Raw genomic sequence first — 24235 nt, forward strand, 5'->3', positions numbered from 1 at the left:
GAAAGATTTCATTAAAATTAATGCAACTATTGGGTGCGGAATCACGCGATAAAGGAGGCTCATGGAGAAAAGTGGCGATATGGAACTTGACGCTCGTCCTCTTGTGTTTCTCGACATGGACGACGTCCTTTGCTTGGACGATGTGCATCACAGCGGCCAGATGTTGAAAATATTCGAGAAGAAACTTCCGGACTATCCGGAGATGTGGGAGCGGCTTGTTGACGCCGGCGCAGCAGAGAATTTGCGTCAGCTGCATGCTGAGTTCGAACCGGTATATGTTATTAGCTCGTCCTGGGCAACATATCTCAACCGGGAGCAGATGTGCGAAGCATTGACTCGTACGAAGCTACAATTCCTAGTTGAAAACCTGCATACGGAGTGGAGAACGCCACGAGCACTTTCGTCGAGCCGGCGGGATGAAATTGAGTGGTGGCTTGAGGCACATCGTAAGCAGTCGCAGCCGTTCATCATCATTGACGACAGCTGGAGTGGAACCCGTCTGGCGTATTCTCCCCTCGCATTGGATGGGCATGTCGTTCTGTGCAGAAGCGGGTTTGGATTCACCAAGAAGCGGTTGAAAGAAGCGTGTAGGCAGCTGCAGCGCCAAAGGGCAATTGGCGGTGGTGCTCCACTTAAAGATTCAAATGAAAAAGGCGGCACGCTCATCTAGCCGTGCCGCCCATATTTTTTATAACAGCAGTCCTCGAGAAACCGCCGCCTAAACTACAAACGAGAGATTGTTCCTCACGAAACAAAAACGGATTATCACTTTTTCTTCTGTCTTAAGGAGCCGAGGACCTAAGCAGAGCCTCGCGCTTCAACTTTTGACCGGAAGAACCTGAATAGTGTTAAAAGGTCCTCACCTGTACTTTGTTAATCATCCCACATCTCTGCCATTTGTTGTTCTTGAGGTCCGGTGTGCTCACGTAACCGACATTAGAGTGGGCATTAAGACATCTATTCTTACAAAATGATACGGCCTTCGCTGTCGTAACTATTGTCAGAACCGCAACCAGCGCAAATCGTCTGGTCCGCCGTTACTTCAACGTAGAGCCCGCCATCATCTTCTAGTGACGTCAGCTCATCTGGCGTCAGCCGAGCTTTATTCAGCTCGACTTGAAGAGGCGTCAGCAGGATTTCAGCTCGACCACCGCCGTCCGAAATTTCGTCTAGCTGGTCAGAGCTCAGGCCTGCAAACCGCACCTGAGTCGTCACAGTACCAAAGCAATCCGAGCTACCGTCGGAGCATTTGATGTCCACTTCAGCCATTGTGTCCTCCTACATAGAGTGGCCAAACCTTTGGAACAACTTTGAACCAAAGGGGGCAGTAAATATAGCACACACTGCCTAACAAAGCTCGTCGGTTGCGTACCCTGCCACTGATATGCGAAGGACGTCAAACAGCTCCAGCAACTACGTCATCCGCTCACATCTGACCTTGCCTTCTACTTGTCGATGTAGTAAGTATCTAGCGCTTCCGCACGACATCGACGCCTCGAACTCTTCAATTTAATATACCCCCCCTTTAAAATAAATAAAGGGGGGCGGGCATATTGACTTCTCATGCTTCGGACCGTACAGTGACCAGCATGGCAAATTGATAAGTTAGGGGGCACGATGGAATTAACAGAAAGCACAATCAGCGACTTCGCTCGCAAGTTTCTGGGCAAGCAAGGTTGTCCCAAGGGGTACACTTTACGGGCTTATCGCAAGCGTGACGACCGCCAAGTGCGGGCCGACATGCTGGTCAAAAGGCGCTTGGTCAACGCATCAACTGTGCGTAAGCTCGGCGACAAAGAGCGTGTAGCGAGCCTCCTAGACGAGGCGAATGGCATGCTATCGACCAACCTGAAAGAGCGTGGGATTTATCTTCGTCTGCTGAACGATAGGGATGAGTTTGTTGACAGCGGAAGAGGTATGAAGTCCATCCGTGAAGAAGTGGAAAAAGCCAAAGCACCCGATGAGATTGATGCCGTGGCATTGTTCTTAGATGAGGCTGGTTTGGGGGACATGCCCATGTCTGATTCGCGTCTGGTCATGCAGGAGCTACATGAGCTACTTGGGAAGGAGTTCAGCCCTGTAATGATGAAGTATCTCGCCAGGAAGACCCGTAAGAGGAAGAAGGACGACTAAGTACCTGGGCTGCGGACATATAAGTTAGCTGCAGCTCAAAAGTGGTACCTGGCAGACTGTTGTGTATGGGACACAAACAAGGCCCATTGCTGACAATTTTTGACAAAAATCTTCTCAATCAGGGAAACGCTGCCCAGCGTACCCAGGTGCTTGTAGTTGTTCGTGTTCTTCAGCTTCGGGGTCTTCTGGCAGATGACATTGAATTCGTCTTTCAGCGTCGTCCAGGCCGTGTCGACGGCGCGCGGCGGGGTTTCCCACGAGCCTTTGTCACGGCCTTTGAAGCCACGCGTTTTCGGCGACATCCCGTGCGGCACCGAGCGCTCGATCGCACTGCGCAGCGGCCCGAGGTTATCCGGCAGATCGTTTGCGCTGAGGGTCGTCTTCGCGGCCATCATGCCGCAGCCGATGTCGACGCCCACCGCGGCCGGGATCACCGCGCCCAGGGTCGGGATCACGCTGCCGATGGTCGAGCCCTTGCCGACGTGGACATCGGGCATCGCCGCCATGTGCTTGTAGATGAAGGGCATGCGCGCGGTATTGGCCAGCTGGCGCTTCGCTTCTTCCTCGACCGGCACGCCGCGGGTCCACATCTTGACCGGGCTGCCGCCGTCCACGTTCAGGACATCGTAGTGTTCGTTGTTCATTGTTCTCTCTCTTCCGTATGACGATACAGGGTGTTCTCAGTGCCCGACAAGGGTGGTCAGGACGTTTTGCCAGACGCGTTGCGCCTGCCAGGCCGGCAGCGCATCGGTGGCGCCAGGAGCCGGCTGTCCGGCAGCGGGAAAGATCCTGACCTGGGCCACCATGCCTTGCACGTCCATGCGCAGCGACACTGCTTGTGCACTCCCTGCCCTGCCTTTGGCGCCGGCCTTGCCGACGCTGATGATCCAGCCCATTTTTCGCTCCTCTTGTCGTCGTTTGTACCCTTGTTATTGCAAGCGGCGTGCCAGCCTGTCTGACTGGGTGCGAGCCAGGGAGCAAGTCGTTGATTATTAAAGAAATGCTTGCAGACGAGATGCATCCTTATCGGATTACTTCCCTCCAGAAATATGATAGATTTATATTTCAGGATAAGGTTTTATACGATGAAAAATATAAAGATCGTGGTGATCGGCTTTGTTGGCACCCAGCTCGATAGCGGCAAGGGTAGTGCGCGTTGGGAAAAATGGCGGCCGACGGTCGCGTTGACCCAGCATGAAGACGTGGTGGTCGACCGCATCGAGCTGCTGTTCAATGGCCAGATGCAGGCGCTGGTCGAGCAGGTAGGCCAGGATATCGGGGCGGTTTCGCCGGAGACAACCGTCGTGCCACACCATATCGCGATCGACGATCCCTGGGACTTCGAACAGGTTTATGGCGCGCTCTTCGATTTTGCGAAGACCTACCCCTTCGATCCGGAAAACGAGGAGTACTGGGTGCATATCACGACCGGTACCCACGTCGTGCAGATCTGCCTGTTCCTGATGACCGAAGCGAACTACTTCCCGGGTCGCCTGCTCCAGACGTCGCCGCCGCGGCGCCATGCGCCCGGGAAGCCCGGCAGCTACGCGCTGATCGATCTCGACCTGTCGAAATACGACCAGATCGCGCAGCGCTTCTCGCGCGAGCAGCAGGAAGGCGTGGCCTTCCTGAAGTCCGGCATCGCCACCCGTAATGGCCGCTTCAACGGCATGATCGAGGAGATCGAGCGGGTCGCCATCAAGTCGAAGGCGCCGATGCTGCTGATGGGACCGACCGGCGCCGGCAAATCCTTCCTGGCGCGGCGCCTGTATGCGCTGAAAAAGGCGCGGCGCCAGATCGACGGTGCCTTTGTCGAGATCAACTGCGCGACCCTGCACGGCGACGGCGCCGGCTCGACCCTGTTTGGCCACATCAAGGGCGCGTTCACCGGTGCCGCATCGGGCCGCGCCGGGCTGCTGCGCACCGCCGACAAGGGCGTGCTGTTCCTCGACGAGATCGGCGAGCTGGGACTGGATGAGCAGGCGATGCTGCTCAAGGCGATCGAGGAAAAGCGCTTCCTGCCAGTGGGCGGCGATCATGAAGTGCACAGCGACTTCCAGCTGATCGCAGGCACCAACCGCGACCTGGCGCGCGAAGTGGCGCGCGGGCGCTTCCGCGACGACCTGTTCGCCCGCATCAACCTGTGGACCTACGAGCTGCCCGGCCTGGCCGAGCGCCCGGAAGACATCGAGCCGAACATCGATTACCTGCTGCGCGAGTTCGGCGCCGAGCACGGCCAGATGGTCCGCTTCAACAAGGAGGCGCGCGACCGCTACATGCGCTTCGCGATGTCCGATCGCGCGCGCTGGACCGGCAACTTCCGCGACCTGTCGGCCTCGGTGATGCGCATGGCGACGCTGGCCGAAGCAGGACGCATCTCCAATGAAATCGTCGAGGCGGAATGCCTGCGCCTCAAGCGCCTCTGGCAGCCCTTGCGTGAAGTGGGCGATGGCGCGATCGATGCGGGCCCCGATCTCGATCTCGAGGCACTGCTCGGCACCGAGGCCGTAGCAGGCCTGGACCAGTTCGATGCGCTGCAGCTGGCGGCGGTGCTGCGGGTCTGCCGGCAATCGAAGTCGCTGTCGGATGCGGGACGGCGGCTGTTCGCGGTCTCGCGCAGCGCCAAGCGCCAGCCGAACGACGCCGACCGCCTCAAGAAATACTTGGCGCGTTTCGGCCTGTCCTGGGATGCGCTGCAAAGCTAGGGATTTCACGCTTCATGCCGCCGATGCTGCAGTCTGTCGCAATCCGCTCTGGCCGCCGGATGCACGGGCCTATAGTGCATCCATCGGCAACCCTTTTGGAGAACAAGTCATGAACAAGCTGCTCGGTACCGCATTCCTGGCCACCGCCTTCGCCATCGGCACCCACGCGGCCTGGGCCGATGACATCGTGCGCGAAAACCGCGCGGTCGACGCCAGGGTGTCGAAGATCCATCTGGGCGGCGTGATCCGCCTGAACGTGCGCCAGGGCACGACGCCATCGCTGGTGGTATCGGGCGACCGCCGCTATGTATCGAAGATCACCACGGTCCAACGCGGCGACACGCTGACGATCGACACCGAAAGCAATAGCAACCTGCACTTCGGCCGCAACAATAGCGGCGAGCTGCGTGCCGAGCTGGTGGTGCCGAATCTGCAGGAGTTCGTCTCCGAAGGCGTGGGTCAGAGCGAGGTATCGGGCTTCAGCGGCGACAGGCTGACCGTGTCGCTCGACGGCGCGGGCGCCGTGAAGGTCAGCGGCCAGTACCGTGACATCGACGCCCGCCTGGGCGGCGTCGGCGGCTTGACGCTCAACAGCAGCGGCCAGGCCGACCGCATCGACGTGAAGCTGGGCGGCGCAGGCCAGATCAGCGTAAGCGGCCAGACCAAGCTGCTGCGTGCCCACCTGGGCGGCGTCGGCAGCCTCGATGCGCAGCAGTTGCGCGCCGAGACGGTCGACCTGGACATGTCTGGCCTGGGCGGCGCCAGCGTGTTCGCCAGGACCGCAGCCAACGTCAGCCTGAACGGTATGGGCTCGGCCACCGTCTATGGCAAGCCAGCGACGCGCAATGCGACCACCAACGGCTTCGGCAAGGTGAGCTGGCAGTAAGGAGAGGGAAACCGGCCGGGGACCCGGCCGGGATCGCGGGCTTGGCCGCTTAGCGGATCACCGTGTCGTTCTTCACGGATTTGACGCCCTTCACGCCGCGCGCCAGTTCGACGGCACGCTGGGCACTTTCACGCGAGTCGACGAAGCCGCTCAGTTGCACCGTGCCCTTGAACGTTTCCACTTGAACCTGGGTCGCCTTGACGGTCGGGTCGGCGGCGAAGGCGGCCTTGACCTTGCCGGTGATCACCGAGTCGTCGATGTATTCGCCGGTGCCTTCACGGGTGGCAGTCGGGGCGCAGGCAACCACCGATACCAGCAGGGTGCCAGCGATAACGGATTGGGCAATAGCGGACTGGAAACGAGTAAAAGCCATGGCAGTTCTCCCGAATGAATTGAGATTTTTATTATTCCCAATTTCGGTTTATACCGGCGCCCGATACTGTTGTGAAAGCGGCACTATTCGGGCTCAGGGCGCGGCCGCCCCGCGGCCCTGGCCCGCCGGCACGGCAGGCGCGCGGCTGGCGGTCAAACCCGCCGGCAGGTCCCGGCCGATCACCAGACGCATGTTCGTACGGCCGTTCAGGTTGACCTCGACCGTCGTGGCAGCATAGCGTTCGGCCAGCCGCTCGGCCACGCTGCGGAAGGCCGGCTGGTACTCGATGCGGGTCTGGCGTACCGCGAAGCCCTTTTCGTTGGTCAGCCGCACCACTTTGACATCCGCATCGCGCAACTGGCGCGACATCAGCCGCGCCAATCCCTGGCGGCCGTTGCCGTTGCTGATCTCGAGTGCGACAACGACCAAGGGATCCTTGCCCTCCTTCGGCAGCGGCGGAACCGCGGGCCTGCTCGGCGGCACGGACGAGGCAGTGCGGTTCGGCGCCACGCGGCGCAGTTCGAGCATGCCGTTCGGTCGGGTTGTGACCTCGACGGATGCCCAGTCCTGGTCGGGACGCTGAGGCGTTTTGAGCGCCTGTTCGATCGCCGGCAGCCTGGCGCCGCCGTCCGCCGCCGCGTAGTCGGCACGGAAATCGTGGTCGCGCAGGGCGCTGGCCTGGCGCAGCATCTGCCCTGCTCTCTCGTCCTGGCCGAGCTGCTGCAGGGTTTCGCCGAGGCGCTGCCAGGTGCGGTGGTTTAACGGATCGAGCAGGCAGGCTTTTTCCAGCGCGACCAGGGCGTCGTCGTATTGGCCGTTGAGGAAGTAGGCATGGCCCAGGTTCCCGAACAAGAAGGCGGTGTCGGTACCGGACGCCATCGTGGCGCCATGCGTGAGCTCGCGCCAGATCGGTATCGCCTTCGCGAAGTCGCGCTGCTCGGCGTAGGCGATCGCCAGGCCGTTGCGCGCGTTGACGTGGCTGCTGTCCGCCTTCAGCGCCGCCTGGTAGGCCGCGATTGCTTCCTCGTAGCGGTGCGCCAGGTGCAGGTTGCGGCCGCGCAGGTAGTTGTCGGCGGCGGAAGCGGCGACCGTCTGCGCCGCCGCCTGCTGCAGCGGCGGGCTGCTGCAGGCCATCAGCAATGCGCTACTGCACAGCAGGGGCAAGGTGTGGGTCAGGATTCGGGCTCGCATGATGCCTCCGCTGTAAATCAGGGGGTGCCGTTGAGGACACTGAAGGTGCGTTTGATCTGGATTCCCGCCGGACCGAGCAATACCATCAGGAGGGTCGGAAAAATGCAGAAGATGAGGGGGAACAGCAGCTTCAGGCCGATCTTTGCGGCAGCCTCTTCGGCGATCACCCGGCGCTTGTTGCGCAGGTTGTCCGAATACACGCGCAAGGCATCGCCGATACTGGTGCCGAAACGCTCGGCCTGAATCAGCATGGCAACCACGGCGTCGACATCGTCCAGGCCGACTCGCAACGCAAAGTTACGCAAGGCTTTTTCCTTGCTGAAGCCGGCGCGCATTTCCATCTGCACCAGTTGCAGCTCCTGCGCCAGTATCACGCTCTTGATATGGATTTCGGATGCCACCTTGACCAGCCCGCGTTCCAGGCTCAGACCGGCCTCGACGCAGACAGTCAACAGATCCAGCGCATCCGGAATGCTTTCGAAGATTTCGCGTTTGCGGCGCTTGACGATACGGTGCAATACGACGTTCGGCAGGTAATAGCCACAGGTTGCCACGACCAAAAGCAGGAACAGGAATTTCGAGCCGGTTGCGCCAGACGCGAAAAAGAACAGCAAAAAACCGACGATGGCGGGCATCAGCAGTGCGAGCACGGTCTTGGATGCGAAGTACAAGGTCGGCGCCGCCGGGTTGCGCCAGCCGGCACTGATGAAACGGGTGCGCAGCGCGGATTCCGTCCAGCCCTCTTCCGGTACCGAAAGCTTGGTCAGCGGCCGTACGACACGCGCAACCCGTTCGGTCCAGCTACTGCGGTCCGCATGGACATCCTGCGAACTGCCCATGGCACCGAACAGGCGCGTCCTCAGTGCCTCCGGGGCAAACAGCATCATGCCCAGTCCTACGAGGCTGCAGACGATCACGAAAACGACGACCAGGAACAATAACTGCGGCGAAGTCATCATGCCTCCTCAAACACGGATACGGATTAACTTACGCAGCCAGACCACGCCAATGAAGATCATTCCTGCCGCGTAATAGAGCAGCTTGACACCGGCCGGATCGGTCCACAGCAACTGGATGTAATCGGGATTGACCAGGAGCATCATCCCGGCCACCGCAAACGGCAGCAGGCCCAGAATCCACGCCGACATCCGGCCCTCTGCCGACAGCACGCGTACCTGCGCCACGAGCTTCAACCGGGCACGAATGATGTGGCTGATGTTCCCGAGAATTTCGGCCAGGTTGCCGCCGGTCTCGCGCTGGATCAGCACTGCGGTGATCAGGTAGCGCAGGTCGGTCAGCGGAATGCGCGCGGCCATGTTGTGCAATGCTTCGCTCATCGACACGCCGTAATTGATCTCCTCGCGCACGATCCGGAACTCGCTGCTGAGCGGCTCGGACAATTCGTTGCTGACGATCTGCAGCACATTCGTGAAGGAGTGGCCGGCGCGCAGCGCGCGCGCAATAAAATCGGCCGCGTCAGGCAACTGTTGCTCGATGCGCACCAGGCGCCGCGCGCGCGCGCGCCGCACCAAGATCAGGGGGATGAGCGAAAACAGCAACGCCACGGCGATGCGTATGCCCAGCGGCATCGACCAGTTTGCGAGCAGGAAGAAGCCTGCCAGCAGCGCAGTGCCTGACCACAGCAGGAAGGTCTCCACCGACCACTTCATGCCTCCCTGCACCATCAACTGGTCGATATGATGCGCAATGAAGACCCGGTGCAGCAGGCGATCGGCGATGTCATAGCGGCTGAACCGGCGCTGCTTGAGGATCGAGATGCGTTCCGCGTTGCGGCCAGGGGTCCCGGACATCAGTTGAAGACGCCGCGTCACACGCTGCGCTGCGGCGCCGTGGGTACTCACCCACCACAAATAAAAGCCTTCGATGCCCAGAATCACCGCAGCAAACAGGAAGACAACGAAACCGTAGAACAGAATGTCCATGGGCGACTCCGGTCCGGCTCAGGTAAAGATACGGTCGGGGTCGAACGTGTCCTCGGGCACGGGCGCGCCGAACATCCTGAGGCGTTCGGCAAAGCGCGGACGGACGCCGGTAGCGCAGAAGTGGCCCAGCACCTTGCCGTCGGCATCGATGCCGGTCTGCTCGAAACGGAAGATCTCCTGCATCGAAATGATGTCGCCTTCCATGCCGGTGATCTCCTGCATGCTCACGACCTTGCGGGTGCCGTCGGTGAGGCGCGAGGCCTGCAGGATCACGGTAATGGCCGAGCAGATCTGCTGACGGATCGCACGCGGCGTCAAGCTCACCCCGGCCATGCCGACCATGTTTTCCAGGCGCGACAGGGCGTCGCGCGGGGTGTTCGCGTGGATCGTCGCCAGCGAGCCTTCGTGACCGGTGTTCATCGCCTGCAGCATGTCCAGCGCTTCAGCGCCGCGCACCTCGCCCAGGATGATACGGTCGGGGCGCATCCGCAGCGAGTTGCGCACCAGGGCGCGCTGTGTCACTTCGCCCTTGCCTTCGATGTTCGGCGGGCGGGTCTCGAGGCGCACCACGTGCGGCTGGCGCAGCTGCAGTTCGGCGGCGTCCTCGATCGTCACGATCCGCTCGTTGCCCGGGATGAAGCCGGAAATCAGGTTCAGCATGGTGGTCTTGCCGCTGCCGGTACCGCCCGAGATCAGGATGTTGACCTTGGCCATGCCCAGGCTTTCCAGCACCTTGAGCATCGGTGGCGTGACGCTCTTGTAATCGAGCAGGTTCTGCACCGTCAGCGGGGTGGCGCCGAAGCGGCGGATCGATACCAGCGGGCCGTCGACCGCGAGCGGTGGGATGATCGCGTTGACGCGCGAACCGTCGGGCAGGCGCGCATCGACCATCGGGCTCGACTCATCGACGCGGCGGCCGACGCGCGAGACGATCTTCTCGATGATCTTCATCAGATGCGCGTTGTCGTGGAAAGCCACGTCGGTCAGCTCGAGGCGCCCGCGCCGTTCGACATAGACCTTGTTGTAGGTATTGACCAGGATGTCCGAGACGCTGGGATCGTTCAGCAGGGGTTCGAGCGGCCCGAAGCCCAGCATCTCGTGCTGGATGTCCAGTACCAGGTGATGGCGCTCCTGCTGGTTCAGCACGATGCGCTCGTCCTCGATGATGCGCTGGACCAGCAGCGCCAGCTCGTGCTTGAACTGCTCGCTGGTCAGGCGCTTCAAGCGCTCCAGGTCGATCCGGTCGAGGATCATCTGGTGCATCGACTTCTTCAGCTCCTGGTAGGCTTGTTGCGCCACCTCCGGCAAGGCCTGGTACTGGCGCTCCTCGTCGGTTCCGGACAAACGTTCGCGCAGAGACATGAGTTCGGCTCCTTGAAATTCAGTTATCGCCTTCGCCGCGTCCAAACAGGCGGTCGAACAGGCCTTTGGTCTCGGTCACGCGGCGGGCGGTTATCAGCTCGACCAGGTCGGCCAGGCTGCGCGCAGCAGCGCTGCCACGTGCCAGTTGCAGCACGGGGATGCCCTGGTTGACCGAATCGGTGACGGCCACGTAGTCGTTGGGGACGGTGTGCAGTACCTCGGCACCGAGTGCCGCGTGCAGGTCCTGCAGGCGCAGGCGGCCACCTTTCTCGTACCGATTGACGATCAGCCGGATGTGATCGGTGACGTAGCCGAGCGAGCGGAATATGTCCAGCAGGCGGCGCGCGTCGCGGATATCGGGAAGCGCCAGCTGCAGTACCGGGTAAATCGCATCGGTGGCGTCGAGCGCACGCAGCGAAACGGCATCGATCTGCCGGCCGACGTCGAGCAAGATGTAATCGTAGTGCTGGCGCGCCACCCGCAGAATGATATCGATGTGTTCGGGCTTGGCTTCGATGCCCTGACCAGGATCGTCGGCCGCTGCCAGCACGCCGAATCCCGGTGTCACGTGCACCAGACAGGATTCCAGGAACGGACCATCGATGCGTGCAATCTGCTGACAGACGTCCGACAGCGTCATGGCCGGTTTCTGGTCCGACACGTACAGCGTCGCATCGCCGAACTGCCGGTGAAGGTCGATCAACAGCACCTTCTTGTCGGCCAGCGTGGCAAGCGCGTAGCCGAAATTCGTCGAGATGAAAGTCGCGCCACTGCCGCCCTTACAGGCGATGAAGGCGAAAATCTTGCCGTCGCGTGCCGATGCCACGCCGGCGCTGGCGGCGATACGGTCGATCGCTTCGTGTAACGCCCGATGCACTAGCGGCAGCTGCAGCACTTCGCGCACACCCGCGCGCATGGCGCGGATCAGCAGGTCCGGGTGGTGATTGTCGGTCAGCAGCATGAAATGCGCTGACGCGTAATGTCGGGTGAGACGCTCGAGCAGGTCGCCATCGGCGACATCGGCTTCGCTGGTGTCGACGATGACGAGACCGGGGGCCTCAGCGAGGGGGCGGTCGAGTGCATCGCGCAGGCTGACACGACTGGCTGCGACGTTCAACGGCGGCACGCGCGCCGCGCCTTGGGAGGCAATTTCGGCGTAGAGCTGGGTGTCGCGGCTGATCAGGAGGGCTTTCATCGGATTCCTCGGGCGGCATTGCGGCAGGTCCATGCCAGGTTCGGATAATGCGGTGCAGGACCAGGCCAACGGGCACCGCGTCATTTACCGCGGCTCACGGTAATCAGTGGCTGGTTGGCGGCTGGATCGCTTTCTTTGAACGAACGCTGGTAGCGCTCCTGGGCCGCGAGGGCGGCAGCACCATCCATGCCGTGCACCGGATTGGTGTTGGCCGCTGCCGCCGGGTCAATGACCTGGGCCGCCAGGTTGGCGCGCACCGATGTGCCGAAATGCTTGTTGAAGCGCGGGGTGCTACCGCATCCCTGCAGCAGGGCAGCCAGGATGATCGCGAGCAGAACTGGATGGCGTCGGATGAGCATGGTGTTCTCCTATTTCAGTTCGAAGCCACCGGCGCTGTGCGACACGCCCGAAGCCGGAGCTGGCGTCGACACTTCGGCAGTCGTGGTCCCGGGCGCCGCACCTTCGAGCCGGCCGCCGAGCATCAAGGCGCCGCGCGAGGGCACGCCCACCTTATCGGTCGGCAGTTGATACCCCGAACCCTGCAAGGGCTTGACGAGATGGGCAGTGATCACGAACACCAGTTCGGTACGGTCCTGCTGGAAATCCGTGCTGCGGAACAGCGCACCCAGCACCGGTACTTCGCTCAGCACCGGCACGCCCTTCAGGTTGGTGACGAGGTTGTTCTTGACCAGCCCGCCGATCACGAAGCTCTGGCCGTCGTACAGCTGGACGGTGGTGCTGGCGCGCCGCGTGGTCACGACCGGCAGGATCGCCGTGCCGGAGATGCCGGTGGCCGACAAACCGATGCCTTCGCGGGACAGTTCGGACACCTCGGGTGCCACGCGCAGGTTGATGCGCCCGCCCTTCAGCACGGTCGGCGTAAAACGCAGGCCGACGCCGAATTCCTTTTCTTCCAGCGACACACGGTTGTTATCCTGCGCCACCGGCACATAGAACTTGCCGCCAGCCAGGAAGGTGCCCTCCTGCCCACTGATCGCCATGACGTTGGGCTCGGCCAGCACGCGCACCAGACTGTCCTGCTTGTCGGCGGCAAGCGACAGACCGTTGCCATTGGTTTTGGTTGCCGACAGCGAGGCATGGGTTGCCCCCGACAGGAAGTTCGACAGCAGCGCCGCCCCCCAGCTGCCGGAACCGAAGCGCCAAGTGGTGCCTGCTTCCAGGCGCTCGAGCAGGCTCTTCGAAACCTCCGCGACTTTCACTTCCAGTTGCACCTGCTGCGGAGCGCTGACGCTCAGCAGGTTGACCACCCGAGCCCCCGGCCCGGCGGCACCTTCCGTGCCATTCTGGCCACCCGCCGTTTCCTTGTCCGGCGTCGGCAGCGCTCGCAGCGGCCGACGCACATAGGCGCTTGCCAGCTCAATCGCACGTGCCGCAGCTGCGGTGTCGCTTACAGTGCCGCTCAGGACCAGCGTGTCCCCGGCAGCCATGACCTTGATATCGCGTTCGTCCGGCAAGGCCGCGCTCAGCGTGGCCTGCAGCGGCGCAACATCCATCGACACCGTAATGTCGAGCATGCTGCACTGGCCGCTTCTGCCCTGTACGATCATGTTGGTGGAGCCGATATCGATGCCGGCGATGTACAGGGTATCGGGCGCGACCTGCAGCGCCTGTACCACCAGCGGATTGCCGACGCTGCGGTGCTGGACCGGCTCGGGCAGGCGCATCAGGTTCGATTTCCCGAGCTGCAGTACCAACTGGGCCGGTTTTGCCGCCGGGCCCTCGCAGCGCAGAGCCGTCTCGGCGCGCGGAGGCGCCGCCTGGCTCGGGCGATCGATAGTCTGGTTCTGTTTGGCGGCAAACGCGGGACCGCTGGCGGCGAGCGCCAGGCCGGCGGCCAGCAGGCAGCGGAACATCGGTGTATGCAGCAGACATCCGTTCATGGCATTACCCCGAGACAGGTTCAGAAGCACTCCTGCGTCATGCGCAGGCCATTGAGTACGGTGACGCAGTCGCGCTTGACCGGTGCGGCCACCTTCACCACCACCGGGACCGTGCGTGTCACGACCGGCTTGGGCGCGGGCTTGGGCGCCGGCGGCGTGGTTTCCGGCAGCAGGGTCAGCTTGGTCGCCCCCTCGGTGTTGGCAGACTGCGGATCGATCTGGTTGCGCAGCGCCAGCGACAGCGTGCCGACGCTGCGCGCCAGGTCGAGCTTTTCGGCCTGCTCCGGCGTGACTTCGAGCGTGACCGCATTGACCACCTTCGGCTTGGTTTCGTCACGATTGACTTCCTGGGCAACGGCGAGCACCAGGATCCGTTCCAGCACAATCTTGGAGATGCTCTGTTCGCGTACCACGGCCCCGGGCTGCGGATCCTTCTGGGTGCTGACGATGATATCGACGTAGTTGCCCGGCAGCGCAAAGCCGGCCACGCCGATGACATCGTTGACGCGCACCGTGATCGCGCGCTTGCCTTCGCTGATCAGGGCCGACAAGCCGCCCAGGGTGCCGTTCGGCGCCAGCTTGGCTTCGCTGACCGGTTCGCCCATCAAGAGATTCGTTTTCAGGACGCGCCCGCTGAGTTTTTGCGGGTCGGTAAACGCCTCCTTCGGCACACTGTCGGCCGGCCACTCGGCCAGCTTGAACATTTCCGGCGCAAGCCGCTGGCCGAGGCTGATGTCGGCGGCGGCGACAAGGATGCGTCCGTTGGCGTTGCCGGGCTGGCTCAGTAGCCAGCGCGACGCGAATACCACGGCGGCGAGGCCGAACAGGACCGCGACCGCCATCACGATCAAGGCACGCTTGTTCTTCATTCAGTCCTCCTGATTGCTGGCAATGAACATGCTGCGCCAGGCCTGCTCGAGCGCCGCAATGGTGAGGTGCGGTTCACGCCCCGCGAAGCCGGCAAAGTCGGCGATCCGATCGATCAGCTCGGCGGGGTAACAGGCCAGCAGCGCGCGCCCGGACTGGGCATGCAGCTGCTCGATCAGGTAGTCGGCAGCACTTTCGTCATAATCGATGCGCCGCATGCGGCACTGGCGGCGCAGCAGGGCACGGTAGGCACTGGGCGACCAGGCCCCGATGCCGACCTTGTAGCCGATGCGGCGCAGTGCGGCATCGTCGAATACCGCCTTCGGGTCCAGGTTGGTTGCGAACACCATGATCACGTCGAGCGGCATCGATTCGGTCTGGCCACCCTGCAGCGACAACTGGTCGACGCCGGTGCCGAGCGGGCCGATGAACCGGTTCAGCAGCTCAGCGGCAGGAATGCCCTGGCGCCCGACGTCGTCGAGTATCAGCAGGCCGTTGTTGGCCTGCAGATGCGGCGGCGCATGGTAGACGCCTTCGTCGGCGTCATAGCGCAGGTCGAGCATGTCACGTCCCAGTTCAGCACCGACATGCACCTGTGGGCGCTCACAGACGGTCCAGCGCGCATCGCAGCTGCGCCGGTCTTCCTGCTGGCGTGCCATGGGCGGCGGCGCCACGTGAACGGCAGGGTCGTACAAACGAATGACCTGGCGCCCGACCATCAACGCGTAGGGCACGGCGATCGGTTCGGGCAACAGGCGCCCGAGCTTGCGTGCCAACTGGGTCTTGCCGCTGCCGGATGGGCCATACAGCAGCAGCGAGCGGCGCGCATAGAGGGCGGCCCCCAGGATGTCGCGCGTGGCCGGTGCCAGTCCGTCCTCGCCCAGCGCCCCGGCGAGCCTGGCCGGCGTGATCCGCTCGGCATCGGCGTGGCGCAGTGCCTGGCGCTCGACCATCGCGCGATACGAGGCCAGCGTCACCGGGGCCGGTCCCACGTAACGGCAACGCGCCAGCGCCTCGCCGGCACCGCGCTGGCCGATCGCGGTCAGCTGGTATTGCATGTCGATGTCGGATTCGCCACACCAGGCCACTTCCACCTGCTGTTCGGCGATCAAGGGGTTGAGCACCTCGCGCAGCACACTGATCGACAGGCGCAGTTTGCCTGCCAGTACCGCCAGTTGTGCCTTGCCGCTGGCCTGGATTGCCTTGAGCACCAGGTCGGTCACGAAGCGCGGCTCGAGGCCAGTGTCGCGCACGGTCTTGGCTTGGCGCGGCAGGATGGGCGCGATGTCCGGCCCAGCTGGCGGCATCGCTTCGGCGGCGCGCGGCGCCGTCGCGGTACTACCTGTCGATAGCGCTTCAATCATCGGAATCCCCTCAAAGCTGCATGTTTTCCGAAATGTGTCGGAATTGATTCTAGCGACCAGCCACCGGCCCACTCTTGCGTTTAGATAAAAGCGGGCTCAGCCTTAATGGCGGGTCAGGAATGCGATCGTACCGATCGCGATCGCCAGTCCATAAGGCATGGAACCTGCACTTTCGCGCCCAACCGGCGCTATTCCGGCTCCCGGAACCAGCGCCCCCGACAACATGCGTCCAAGGTTGCCCAGAACGAGGCGAAGACGGAGGCGTCCGCCCCACAGCACCATCAGCACGGCCATCACGCCGCCGGCACACCAGCTCAGGACGGCAACGACGAACACATCCTCGGGACCGATGAACGCCCCGATCACGGCCATCATCTTGACGTCGCCGGCGGCCATGCCGCGCAGCAGATAGAACGGCAGGAAAAGCGCGAACCCGACTCCCATACCGCCGAGTGCGGTCAAAAAGGAGGCGCCGGGATGGGCGGACAGCAGGTGCAGCAACAAGGCGCTGGCCAATCCTGCCAGCAGCAACCGGTTCGGAATGCGGCGCGTCGCCAGATCGTTGACTGCGGCGCTGGTGACCAGCAGAAGAAGGATCGTCTCAAGGTACTGCTCGATCGGCATGGCATCCTCCGAATAAAGACCGTCCAGCGAGGAGTCGGGCGGTTGCGGAGCTTAGGTAAACGATATGGCGCTCAGCTTGTTGGCGATCTTGTTGAAGATGGTCTTCACTTCCTCACCAAGGGTGCCGGCTGCGATGGCGAGGGCCACGCCAACCAGCGCGGCGATCAGGCCGTACTCGATCGCGGTCACGCCATCCTCGTCGGACAGGAATTTTTTGGCTGCGGAGATAAAAGTACTCATGAGATGCTCCTATGCTTGGTGCTGAAATGGAGCCGGACAGCAAACAACAGCTTTGGCTAGCAACTGCTGGTTCGGAATACGACACGCTGCCGGATCGTCGGCTGCAGCGGTGCCGTGCAGAAGAAACAAGAAACGGGTACTACCAGACCGGCAACGCATTCTCAAAAAAAACCCTCCGGACCAGGGCCCGGAGGGTTGCAGCGATTACGTGAACGACACCGTACCCAGCTTGTTACCGATCTTGTTGAAGATGGTCTTCAGCTGTTCGCCAAGTCCGGTTGCTGCTGTCGCGATTGCCACGCCAACCAGTGCGGCGATGAGGCCGTACTCGATGGCGGTCACACCGTTCTCGTCAGCCATGAAGGTTTTGACTGCGGAGGTGAAAGTACTCATGACATGCTCCCATATGGTAGGTTAGTGACAACAACCACTGAACGGAGGCGCTAACTGCAACTGCTGCGCTTTTCACGACTGACTGCGTCGTGTTCCGTGTCAGTGAGTTCACTATAAAAGATGATGCCGTACGGCAGGTTGACTGCACGCAAGTTTTCCCAAGGGCATTATTTTTTGTCGAGCAGAATCATTCCGTCGCTGCTACTAGACGTACATCACGGGTATTCTTGAGGAAATAGCTTGAGCACAAAAAAAATTGCTTTTGCATAATTGCATAGAATACAAAAACCCTATATCCTGTTTCGCTTGCTCTTTGTGACATGCCAGATACCTGCGAACGCGACGGCGTCTGCTCCAAGCCGGCAGGTCGGTGGATTACATTGCTGAGAACGACATGGACTCGCTTCTGAAACACATGGTGGATATGACCGGCCACCGCGATCACGCGATGCTCGACATTTCCGTGATTTCGGCAGTGCAGGAACTGGCCGGCGCCGCGCAGACGCGCATCCTGAGCATTGCCACCGTGGCTGGACAGCAGTACCTGCGTTCCCGTGCATCGATCCAGGCCGGCGGCGAAGCGCGCCTGGAAGACGCCTACGACGGCGTTCTCGGAGAACCCCTGAGCCCGGAACTGGCGCGTTGCCTGGCCGAACACCGCCCCAGTGCGGAAGAAATCGGTGCCGACGGCTGCCGCATCCTGTGGTTACCCATCTGGTTCGGCGACCAGGCCTGCACCTGCCTGGAGCTGCGCAACGACCAGCCCTTCTGCAGCGATACCATCCATACCGTCGGCGGCATCGTCGGCGTCTACCGCAATTTCCAGAATCTGCTGGACTACAGCGAGCGCGACTCGCTGACCGGCCTGCTCAACCGCAAAACCTTCGACGACCAGCTGGCGCGCATGCTGCACAGCGCCCACGAGCAGGACCCGCGCCTGCCCGGCTCGGCAGAGCGGCGCCATGCCCATGGCCCGGAAAAACAGTGGCTGGCGGTGGTCGACGTCGACCACTTCAAGGCCGTCAACGACAAGTTCGGCCATTTGTACGGCGACGAAGTGCTGATCCTGATCGCCAATCTGCTGCAGTCTTCGTTCCGGGTCCAGGATCGGGTGTTCCGCTTCGGCGGCGAGGAATTCGTGGTGCTGCTGCGCTCCACTACGCTGGAAAACGCCTGGAAGATCATCGAGCGCTTCCGCACCAATGTCGAGAACCACGAGTTCCCGCAGGTGGGCCGGGTGACGGTCAGCGTGGGTTTCGTGAGCATCAGCGCCTTCGAATCGCCGGTGGTCACCCTGGGGCACGCCGACCAGGCGCTGTACTACGCCAAGAGCAATGGCCGCAACCAGGCCTGCCACTACGACGACCTGGTCTCGCACGGTGTGCTGCAGGCGGTGACCTCGAACGACACCGCCGAGTTTTTCTAGAAGCCCGGTTTACGACGCCAGCGCCATGAAGCGCATCGGGTCCACCTTCCACTTCTCGGGCGATTCGTGGCGCACGATCTTGTCGCCACCGCCGAAGCCGAGGCCGCGCGACAGGTCGACCGTCTCCGGCTTGATGTAGATCTGGCTCTTGGTGCTAAAGAACACGTTCACCTTCGGCGTGAGCAGGCTCGTCTCGTGCGGCTCGACCACCACGCCCAGGCGGCCGGATTCCAGCAGCACCAAGGTGCCGACCGGGTAGATGCCGACGCAGCGCATGAATTCCTGGGTCAGCGTCGGGTTGAAGTGGAACTTGCTCCACTCGTACATCTTGCGCAGCGCTTCCGCCGCCGGCATGCCCTTGTGGTAGCAGCGGTCGGCCGTGATCGCGTCGTAGACATCGACGATCGCCGCCATCTGCGCCAGCTCGCTGATCTGATCGGCGCCCTGGCGGTCCGGATAGCCGGTGCCGTCGCGCCGTTCGTGGTGGTGCAGCGTGATGTCGAGCGGGATCGCACCGATCTCCGGCGAGCGGCACAGGATGTCGTAGCCGTCCCTCGGGTGGCGGCGCACGATCTCGAACTCTTCGTCGGTCAGGCGGCCCGGCTTGTTCAGGATATGGTCCGGCACCAGCGCTTTACCGGTATCGTGCAGCAGGCCGCCGATGCCGGCCTGGTAGATGGTCTCGTCGTCCATCTTGCGCGAGCGGCAGAACGCGACCAGCAGCGTGCAGACGCTGACCGAATGCAGGAAGGTGTAATCGTCCTTGTTCTTGATGTACGACAGGCCCAGCAAGGCACTGGCGTTGCGCAGGATGGACGCCGTGATGTTCTCGACCACCGGCGACACCTTGTCCAGCTCCACCGCCTTGCCCAGGCGCGCATCCTGCATCACGGTCTTGACCAGGCCCGCGGCCTGGCGCCGGATCGCGACGGCGCGGTCGAATTCCTCGGCCAGCGTGGTACGCAGCGGCGCCACCGGTTTGGCCGCGATCGCCGCCACTTCCGCCTCCACCACCGCCGCCGCTTCCTCGACGGTCGGGGCGTCGTCCACGTCCAGACCCTTGCCGCAGTCGATGGTCACACCGCGGATACCGGCATTGCGCACTTTGCGGATTTCATCTTCGCTGGTGATCACGAAGCGGTTACGGACGAAAGGATGTTCCATCCAGCCGCAATCGAGGTCGTGGATGGCCATCCCCACTCGAAGCTGCGAGGAATCGATTTTCTTAAGCATGGGGATCAAACCGGGGTGTGTTAATCTCGCCGCGGAATCGGCGCGCTTTCAGTATAGCAACTGTTCAGCTAGCCTGTTGCCACGCGTAAATTTTCTTACCTTTTGTGTATCCTTAAAGATACAGCCATTACCCAATGGAATTGCGTCAGCTTCGCTACTTCGTCGCCATCGTCGATCACGGCTCGCTCTCGCGCGCGGCACTGGTGCTGCACGTGGCGCAGCCGGCGCTGACCCAGCAGCTGCGCCAGCTCGAGGACGAACTTGGCGCCCAACTGCTGCACCGCTCGGCCCAGGGCGTGGTCAGCACCGATGCCGGCAAGGTCTTTTACGAACATGCGCTGGCGATACTCAAGCAGGTGGCCGACGCCCAGGCAGCCGTCACCCAGTCGACCGAGCGGCCCTCCGGCAGCGTCACCCTCGGCCTGCCGCACAGCATCTCGGGTGCGCTGGCCTTGCCCCTGCTGACCGCGATCCGGCGGCGCTATCCTGAAATTACCCTGCAACTGACCGAGGAACTGACCGGCAACCTGGCCGAGCAGCTGCGTGCCGGCCGCGTCAACCTGGCCGTGCTGCTCGACGACGGCCAGCTGGCCAGCTTCGCCACCACCCCGCTGGTCGAGGAAGAACTGCGCTTCATCTGCCGTGCCGATGCGCCCTGGGGCGAAGGCCGCGACAGCCTCAGTCTGGCCGAAGCGCTGGAAGCGACCCTGATCCTGCCCGGCCTGCAGCACGGCGTGCGCCCGCGCATCGAAAGCACGGCGCGCGCCGCCGGCCTGCACACGCGCGACGTCATCGAAATCAACTCGATCGCGATCCTGAAATCGGCGATCCTGGCCGGCATGGGGGCGACCATCCTGCCGGTGGCTCCGGTGCAGGCCGAGGTCGAGCGCGGGGCGATGCGCGCCCTGTCCATCCACAGCCCTTCGATCGCGCGCACGGTGGCGCTGTGCACTTCGAAGAACATCCCGCTGACGAACGCGGCGGCCGCCGTCAGCCGCCTGGTGGCGCAGGTGGCGCAAGAGCTATGCGCCAGCGGTGCCTGGATTGGAGCAAGAGCGCTCAACGCCTGAGTTCCCGGTATTTGATTTGCATCAAGGATTTTGCCATTTGGCAAAGTTATCCTTCTAGCATGCAATAGAAAGATGTAGCACATGAATACCGGTTCTTCTCCCGCCAGAGCGCCTCGTGAACGCCTGGCGCTGACGCTTTTCGTCACCATTGCCCTCAAGTGTCTGATCTTGTACGGCATCTGGCACGCCTTCTTCTCGCATCCGCAAACCAGGCACATGTTGCTGCCGGCGGCGCAGGTGGAACGCCACCTGTTCTCCGCGCCTGCGCGTCCCGATTTCTCCAACAAATAAAACAGGTTCACCATGCCTCCGCTCGACGACGTCGTAGCCCTGTCACGGCTACAGTTCGCAGCCACCGCGCTGTATCACTTCCTTTTCGTTCCACTCACCCTGGGCCTGGCCTGGATCCTGGTGATCATGGAGTCGGTCTACGTCATGACCGGGCGCCAGATTTACAAGGACATGACCCAATTCTGGGGCAAGCTGTTCGGCATTAACTTCGCGATGGGAGTCACGACCGGCATCACCATGGAATTCCAGTTCGGCACCAACTGGGCCTATTACTCGCACTACGTGGGCGACATCTTTGGCGCGCCGCTGGCGATCGAAGGCCTGATGGCCTTCTTCCTCGAGTCGACCATGGTCGGCCTGTTCTTTCTCGGCTGGGATCGCCTGTCGAAACGCAAGCACCTGTTCGTGACCTTCTGCGTGGCGCTCGGGTCGAGCCTGTCGGCGCTGTGGATCCTGATCGCCAACGGTTGGATGAACCACCCGGTCGGCGCCGAATTCAACTTCGACACCATGCGCATGGAGCTGGTCTCGATCGGTGAAGTCATCTTCAATCCGGTGGCGCAGGTGAAGTTCGTGCACACTGCGGCTGCCGGCTACGTGACCGCTTCGATGTTCGTGCTGGGCATCTCGGCGCTGTACCTGCTCAAGGCGCGCGACGTGCAGTTCGCGCTGCGCTCGTTTGCGATCGCCGCCGCGTTCGGCCTGGCATCCACCTTGTCGGTGATCGTGCTGGGCGACGAATCCGGCTACACGGCCGGCGAGGTCAACAGGGTGAAGCTTGCCGCCATCGAGGCGGCCTGGGAGAGCGAACCGGCGCCGGCGGGTCTGACCCTGTTCGGGCTGCCGGACGATGCGGCGCAGAAGACGCATTACGAGGTGAAAATCCCTTACGTGCTGGGCCTGATCGCGACCCGTTCCACCGATGGCATGGTGACTGGCATCAAGGAACTGCGTCTTGAAAACGAAGCCCGCATCCGCAAGGGCATGCAGGCCTATGCCGCCCTGCTGCGCCTGAAGGGTGGCGACAAATCGGCCGCAGCAAAGGCCGCCTTCGATGCGCTCAAGGGCGACCTCGGCTATGGCCTGCTGCTGAAGAAATACACACCGAACGTGGTCGACGCCAGCGAAGCGCAAATCAAACTGGCCGCCGCCGACACCATTCCGAAAGTGGCGCCGCTGTTCTGGTCCTTCCGCGGCATGGTCTTCCTCGGCTTCCTGTTCCTGTTCATCTTCGCCGCCGCGGTCTATTACATGGTTCGCCGCAAGCTCGCGCCTCAGCGCTGGCTGCTCAAGCTGTGCGTGATCGCGATCCCGCTGCCCTGGGTTGCCGCCGAACTCGGCTGGGTGGTGGCGGAATACGGCCGCCAGCCCTGGACCATCGCCGGCGTGCTGCCGACCCACCTGTCGGCCTCCAGCCTGACACCGGGCAGCCTGTGGTTCAGCCTGATCGGCTTCGTCGGTTTCTACACTCTGCTGCTGGTCATCGAGATGGGCCTGATGATCAAGTATGCCAGGCTGGGCCCGGCGAGCCTCCACACCGGCCGCTACCACGGCGAACTCAAGGGCGCAACACCGGCCCACCCTGCCGACGACCAGATCGCCGCCTGACCTGACCGAGGAACCAACATGCTGTTCGACTACGAAACCTATAAACTCATCTGGTGGTGCTTCGTCGGCGTGCTGCTGGTCGGCTTTGCGCTGACCGACGGCTTCGACTTCGGCGTGGGCGTCGCCCTGCCCTTCGTCGGCCGCACCGATACCGAGCGCCGCGTCGTCATCAACACCATTGGCGCGACCTGGGAAGGCAATCAGACCTGGCTGGTCACCGCCGGTGGCGCCCTGTTCGCGGCCTGGCCGCTGGTGTATGCGGCGGCCTTCTCCGGCTTTTACATCGCCATGCTGCTGTGCCTGTTCGCGCTGTTCTTCCGGCCGGTCGGCTTCGACTACCGCAACAAGATCCAGGACCCGCGCTGGCGCAGCAGTTGGGACTGGGCGCTGTTCGCCGGCGGCCTGATCCCGCCCGTCATCTTCGGCGTCGCCTTCGGCAACCTGCTGCAGGGCGTGCCGTTCCGCTACGACGACATGCTGCGCCTGGAATACACGGGCAGCTTTTTTGAATTGCTGAACCCCTTCGGCCTGCTGTGCGGCGTGCTGTCGCTGGCCATGCTGTCGATGCACGGCGCCACCTACCTGCAGCAGAAGACCGAAGGCGCAGTGGCCGAACGCGCCCGTCGCATGGCCATGGGTGCGAGCCTGCTCACCGCTGCCCTGTTCGTCGTCGGTGGTATCTGGATCGCCATCGGCATCGAGGGTTACCGCATCGCCGCCATGCCGGATGCGAACAGCGTGTTCCTGCCGGCCGCCAAGACCGTCACCCGCGCCACCGGCGCCTGGATCGATAATTTCGGCCGCTGGCCGCTGCTGTGGATCCTGCCCGCACTGGGGATCGCCGGTGCCCTGCTGGCCTGCGCCTGCAGCGCCGCACGCCGCAGCCTGCCCGCCTTCCTGTCCAGCGGCCTGTCGGTGACCGGCGTGGTGGTCACCGCAGGCAGCGCCATGTTCCCGTTCGTGATGCCATCCTCGCTGGCCCCGGGCCACAGCCTGACTGCCTGGGATGCCGTGTCGAGCCACCGTACCCTGTCCGTGATGTTCTGGGTCGTGCTCGTGATGCTGCCCATCGTGGTTGCCTACACCGGCTGGGTCTACCGCGTCATGCGTGGCAAGGTCACCAGCCAGCACATCGAAGACAACACCCACACCGCATACTGAGCCGCAGCACGCATACGAAAGGACAAACCATGTGGTATTTCTCGTGGATTCTCGGCCTGGGCTTTGCCCTGACCGTCGCCATCATCAACGCCATCTGGCTGGAAACCAACTACGCCTTCGGCCAGCGTGACGAAGACCGAACGGTCGCGCGCTTCAAGAACGCGCGCAGGAAGAAAAAGCGCTGAGCGCTGCCGGCCTGCCGTGACCAACGGCGGGCCATCATTTTTTCTTATACCCCCATCCCCATTCCGTATTTCCGTATACGTCAG

Annotated in this window: 26 protein-coding genes and 1 pseudogene; 10 read left to right on the plus strand and 17 right to left on the minus strand. The window is 62.5% G+C overall.

The annotated features are described in order from the left end of the window. The first annotated feature begins 61 nt into the window (after positions 1 to 61). Entirely contained in the window at positions 62 to 670 is a 609-nt protein-coding gene (locus NX782_RS16065; protein WP_258846487.1) for an HAD domain-containing protein, read from the plus strand. Between the two features lie 293 nt (positions 671 to 963). On the opposite strand, the gene NX782_RS16070 is transcribed toward NX782_RS16065, so the two are convergent. Beyond that, complete coding sequence (locus NX782_RS16070) at positions 964 to 1269, minus strand: hypothetical protein (RefSeq protein ID WP_258846488.1); 306 nt, start codon at positions 1267 to 1269, stop codon at positions 964 to 966. Between the two features lie 348 nt (positions 1270 to 1617). On the opposite strand from NX782_RS16070, the gene NX782_RS16075 reads away from it, so the two are divergent. Then, positions 1618 to 2133, plus strand: coding sequence for a hypothetical protein (locus NX782_RS16075; RefSeq protein ID WP_258846489.1), 516 nt, complete (start codon positions 1618 to 1620; stop codon positions 2131 to 2133). A 128-nt stretch (positions 2134 to 2261) separates the two neighbouring features. On the opposite strand, the pseudogene NX782_RS16080 reads toward NX782_RS16075, so the two are convergent. Both NX782_RS16080 and NX782_RS16085 read right to left on the minus strand, forming a co-directional pair. After that, positions 2262 to 2777: pseudogene (locus NX782_RS16080) on the minus strand (RtcB family protein); the annotation flags it as partial. Between the two features lie 36 nt (positions 2778 to 2813). Then, entirely contained in the window at positions 2814 to 3029 is a 216-nt protein-coding gene (locus NX782_RS16085; RefSeq protein ID WP_258846490.1) for a hypothetical protein, read from the minus strand. Between the two features lie 189 nt (positions 3030 to 3218). Here NX782_RS16085 and rtcR point away from each other — a divergent pair, with 189 nt between their 5' ends. Both rtcR and NX782_RS16095 read left to right on the plus strand, forming a co-directional pair. Further along, entirely contained in the window at positions 3219 to 4838 is a 1620-nt protein-coding gene (gene rtcR / locus NX782_RS16090; protein ID WP_258846491.1) for an RNA repair transcriptional activator RtcR, read from the plus strand. A gap of 109 nt (positions 4839 to 4947) precedes the next feature. Continuing rightward, a complete protein-coding gene (locus NX782_RS16095) occupies positions 4948 to 5724 on the plus strand; it encodes a GIN domain-containing protein (RefSeq protein ID WP_258846492.1) in 777 nt (258 codons plus the stop codon). A gap of 49 nt (positions 5725 to 5773) precedes the next feature. Here the strand turns inward: NX782_RS16095 and NX782_RS16100 are convergent, their stop codons facing one another. The 13 genes from NX782_RS16100 to NX782_RS16160 form a co-directional block, all read right to left on the minus strand. Then, positions 5774 to 6097: a BON domain-containing protein gene (locus tag NX782_RS16100; protein ID WP_258846493.1), complete on the minus strand. Its 324-nt coding sequence runs from the start codon at positions 6095 to 6097 to the stop codon at positions 5774 to 5776. A 93-nt stretch (positions 6098 to 6190) separates the two neighbouring features. Next, a complete protein-coding gene (locus NX782_RS16105) occupies positions 6191 to 7288 on the minus strand; it encodes a LytR C-terminal domain-containing protein (RefSeq protein WP_258846494.1) in 1098 nt (365 codons plus the stop codon). A 17-nt stretch (positions 7289 to 7305) separates the two neighbouring features. Beyond that, positions 7306 to 8244 carry a type II secretion system F family protein gene (locus tag NX782_RS16110; RefSeq protein WP_258846525.1) on the minus strand — a complete coding sequence of 313 codons (939 nt, stop codon included), beginning with the start codon at positions 8242 to 8244 and terminating at the stop codon, positions 7306 to 7308. A 9-nt stretch (positions 8245 to 8253) separates the two neighbouring features. Next, positions 8254 to 9231 carry a type II secretion system F family protein gene (locus tag NX782_RS16115; RefSeq protein WP_258846495.1) on the minus strand — a complete coding sequence of 326 codons (978 nt, stop codon included), beginning with the start codon at positions 9229 to 9231 and terminating at the stop codon, positions 8254 to 8256. An 18-nt stretch (positions 9232 to 9249) separates the two neighbouring features. After that, positions 9250 to 10593 (minus strand): TadA family conjugal transfer-associated ATPase, encoded by a 1344-nt coding sequence (locus NX782_RS16120; RefSeq protein ID WP_258846496.1) that lies wholly within the window; start codon positions 10591 to 10593, stop codon positions 9250 to 9252. Positions 10594 to 10612: 19 nt separating this feature from the next. Further along, the gene (locus tag NX782_RS16125) at positions 10613 to 11788 is read right to left on the minus strand and encodes a CpaE/TadZ family protein (protein WP_258846497.1); all 1176 of its coding nucleotides are present in this window, start codon (positions 11786 to 11788) and stop codon (positions 10613 to 10615) included. An 80-nt stretch (positions 11789 to 11868) separates the two neighbouring features. Further along, positions 11869 to 12147, minus strand: coding sequence for a hypothetical protein (locus NX782_RS16130; protein WP_258846498.1), 279 nt, complete (start codon positions 12145 to 12147; stop codon positions 11869 to 11871). A gap of 9 nt (positions 12148 to 12156) precedes the next feature. Further along, positions 12157 to 13662, minus strand: a complete 1506-nt coding sequence (locus tag NX782_RS16135; protein ID WP_258846499.1) for a type II and III secretion system protein family protein — start codon at positions 13660 to 13662, stop codon at positions 12157 to 12159. Positions 13663 to 13709: 47 nt separating this feature from the next. Continuing rightward, positions 13710 to 14558 (minus strand): Flp pilus assembly protein CpaB, encoded by an 849-nt coding sequence (gene cpaB, locus NX782_RS16140; protein ID WP_258846500.1) that lies wholly within the window; start codon positions 14556 to 14558, stop codon positions 13710 to 13712. Beyond that, the gene (locus tag NX782_RS16145) at positions 14559 to 15920 is read right to left on the minus strand and encodes an ATP-binding protein (RefSeq protein ID WP_258846501.1); all 1362 of its coding nucleotides are present in this window, start codon (positions 15918 to 15920) and stop codon (positions 14559 to 14561) included. Between the two features lie 102 nt (positions 15921 to 16022). Next, positions 16023 to 16544, minus strand: coding sequence for an A24 family peptidase (locus tag NX782_RS16150; RefSeq protein WP_258846502.1), 522 nt, complete (start codon positions 16542 to 16544; stop codon positions 16023 to 16025). Between the two features lie 51 nt (positions 16545 to 16595). After that, positions 16596 to 16784: a Flp family type IVb pilin gene (locus NX782_RS16155; RefSeq protein ID WP_258846503.1), complete on the minus strand. Its 189-nt coding sequence runs from the start codon at positions 16782 to 16784 to the stop codon at positions 16596 to 16598. A 204-nt stretch (positions 16785 to 16988) separates the two neighbouring features. After that, positions 16989 to 17177: a Flp family type IVb pilin gene (locus NX782_RS16160; RefSeq protein WP_258846504.1), complete on the minus strand. Its 189-nt coding sequence runs from the start codon at positions 17175 to 17177 to the stop codon at positions 16989 to 16991. Between the two features lie 394 nt (positions 17178 to 17571). On the opposite strand from NX782_RS16160, the gene NX782_RS16165 reads away from it, so the two are divergent. Continuing rightward, on the plus strand, positions 17572 to 18603 hold the full coding sequence (locus NX782_RS16165; RefSeq protein ID WP_258846505.1) for a GGDEF domain-containing protein: 1032 nt from the start codon (positions 17572 to 17574) through the stop codon (positions 18601 to 18603). 9 nt (positions 18604 to 18612) lie between these two features. On the opposite strand, the gene NX782_RS16170 is transcribed toward NX782_RS16165, so the two are convergent. Further along, the gene (locus NX782_RS16170) at positions 18613 to 19836 is read right to left on the minus strand and encodes an HD-GYP domain-containing protein (RefSeq protein WP_258846506.1); all 1224 of its coding nucleotides are present in this window, start codon (positions 19834 to 19836) and stop codon (positions 18613 to 18615) included. Between the two features lie 134 nt (positions 19837 to 19970). On the opposite strand from NX782_RS16170, the gene NX782_RS16175 reads away from it, so the two are divergent. From NX782_RS16175 to cydX, 5 genes are all read left to right on the plus strand, one after another. Then, on the plus strand, positions 19971 to 20906 hold the full coding sequence (locus tag NX782_RS16175; protein ID WP_258846507.1) for a LysR substrate-binding domain-containing protein: 936 nt from the start codon (positions 19971 to 19973) through the stop codon (positions 20904 to 20906). 81 nt (positions 20907 to 20987) lie between these two features. Further along, positions 20988 to 21197: a cytochrome oxidase putative small subunit CydP gene (gene cydP / locus NX782_RS16180; RefSeq protein ID WP_258846508.1), complete on the plus strand. Its 210-nt coding sequence runs from the start codon at positions 20988 to 20990 to the stop codon at positions 21195 to 21197. A 12-nt stretch (positions 21198 to 21209) separates the two neighbouring features. After that, positions 21210 to 22805, plus strand: a complete 1596-nt coding sequence (locus NX782_RS16185; RefSeq protein ID WP_258846509.1) for a cytochrome ubiquinol oxidase subunit I — start codon at positions 21210 to 21212, stop codon at positions 22803 to 22805. An 18-nt stretch (positions 22806 to 22823) separates the two neighbouring features. Then, complete coding sequence (gene cydB, locus NX782_RS16190; RefSeq protein ID WP_258846510.1) at positions 22824 to 23966, plus strand: cytochrome d ubiquinol oxidase subunit II; 1143 nt, start codon at positions 22824 to 22826, stop codon at positions 23964 to 23966. 29 nt (positions 23967 to 23995) lie between these two features. Further along, positions 23996 to 24151 carry a cytochrome bd-I oxidase subunit CydX gene (gene cydX, locus NX782_RS16195; RefSeq protein WP_258846511.1) on the plus strand — a complete coding sequence of 52 codons (156 nt, stop codon included), beginning with the start codon at positions 23996 to 23998 and terminating at the stop codon, positions 24149 to 24151. The last annotated feature ends 84 nt before the right edge of the window (positions 24152 to 24235 follow it).

Source organism: Massilia norwichensis (assembly GCF_024753245.1).
Classification (GTDB): domain Bacteria; phylum Pseudomonadota; class Gammaproteobacteria; order Burkholderiales; family Burkholderiaceae_D; genus Telluria; species Telluria norwichensis.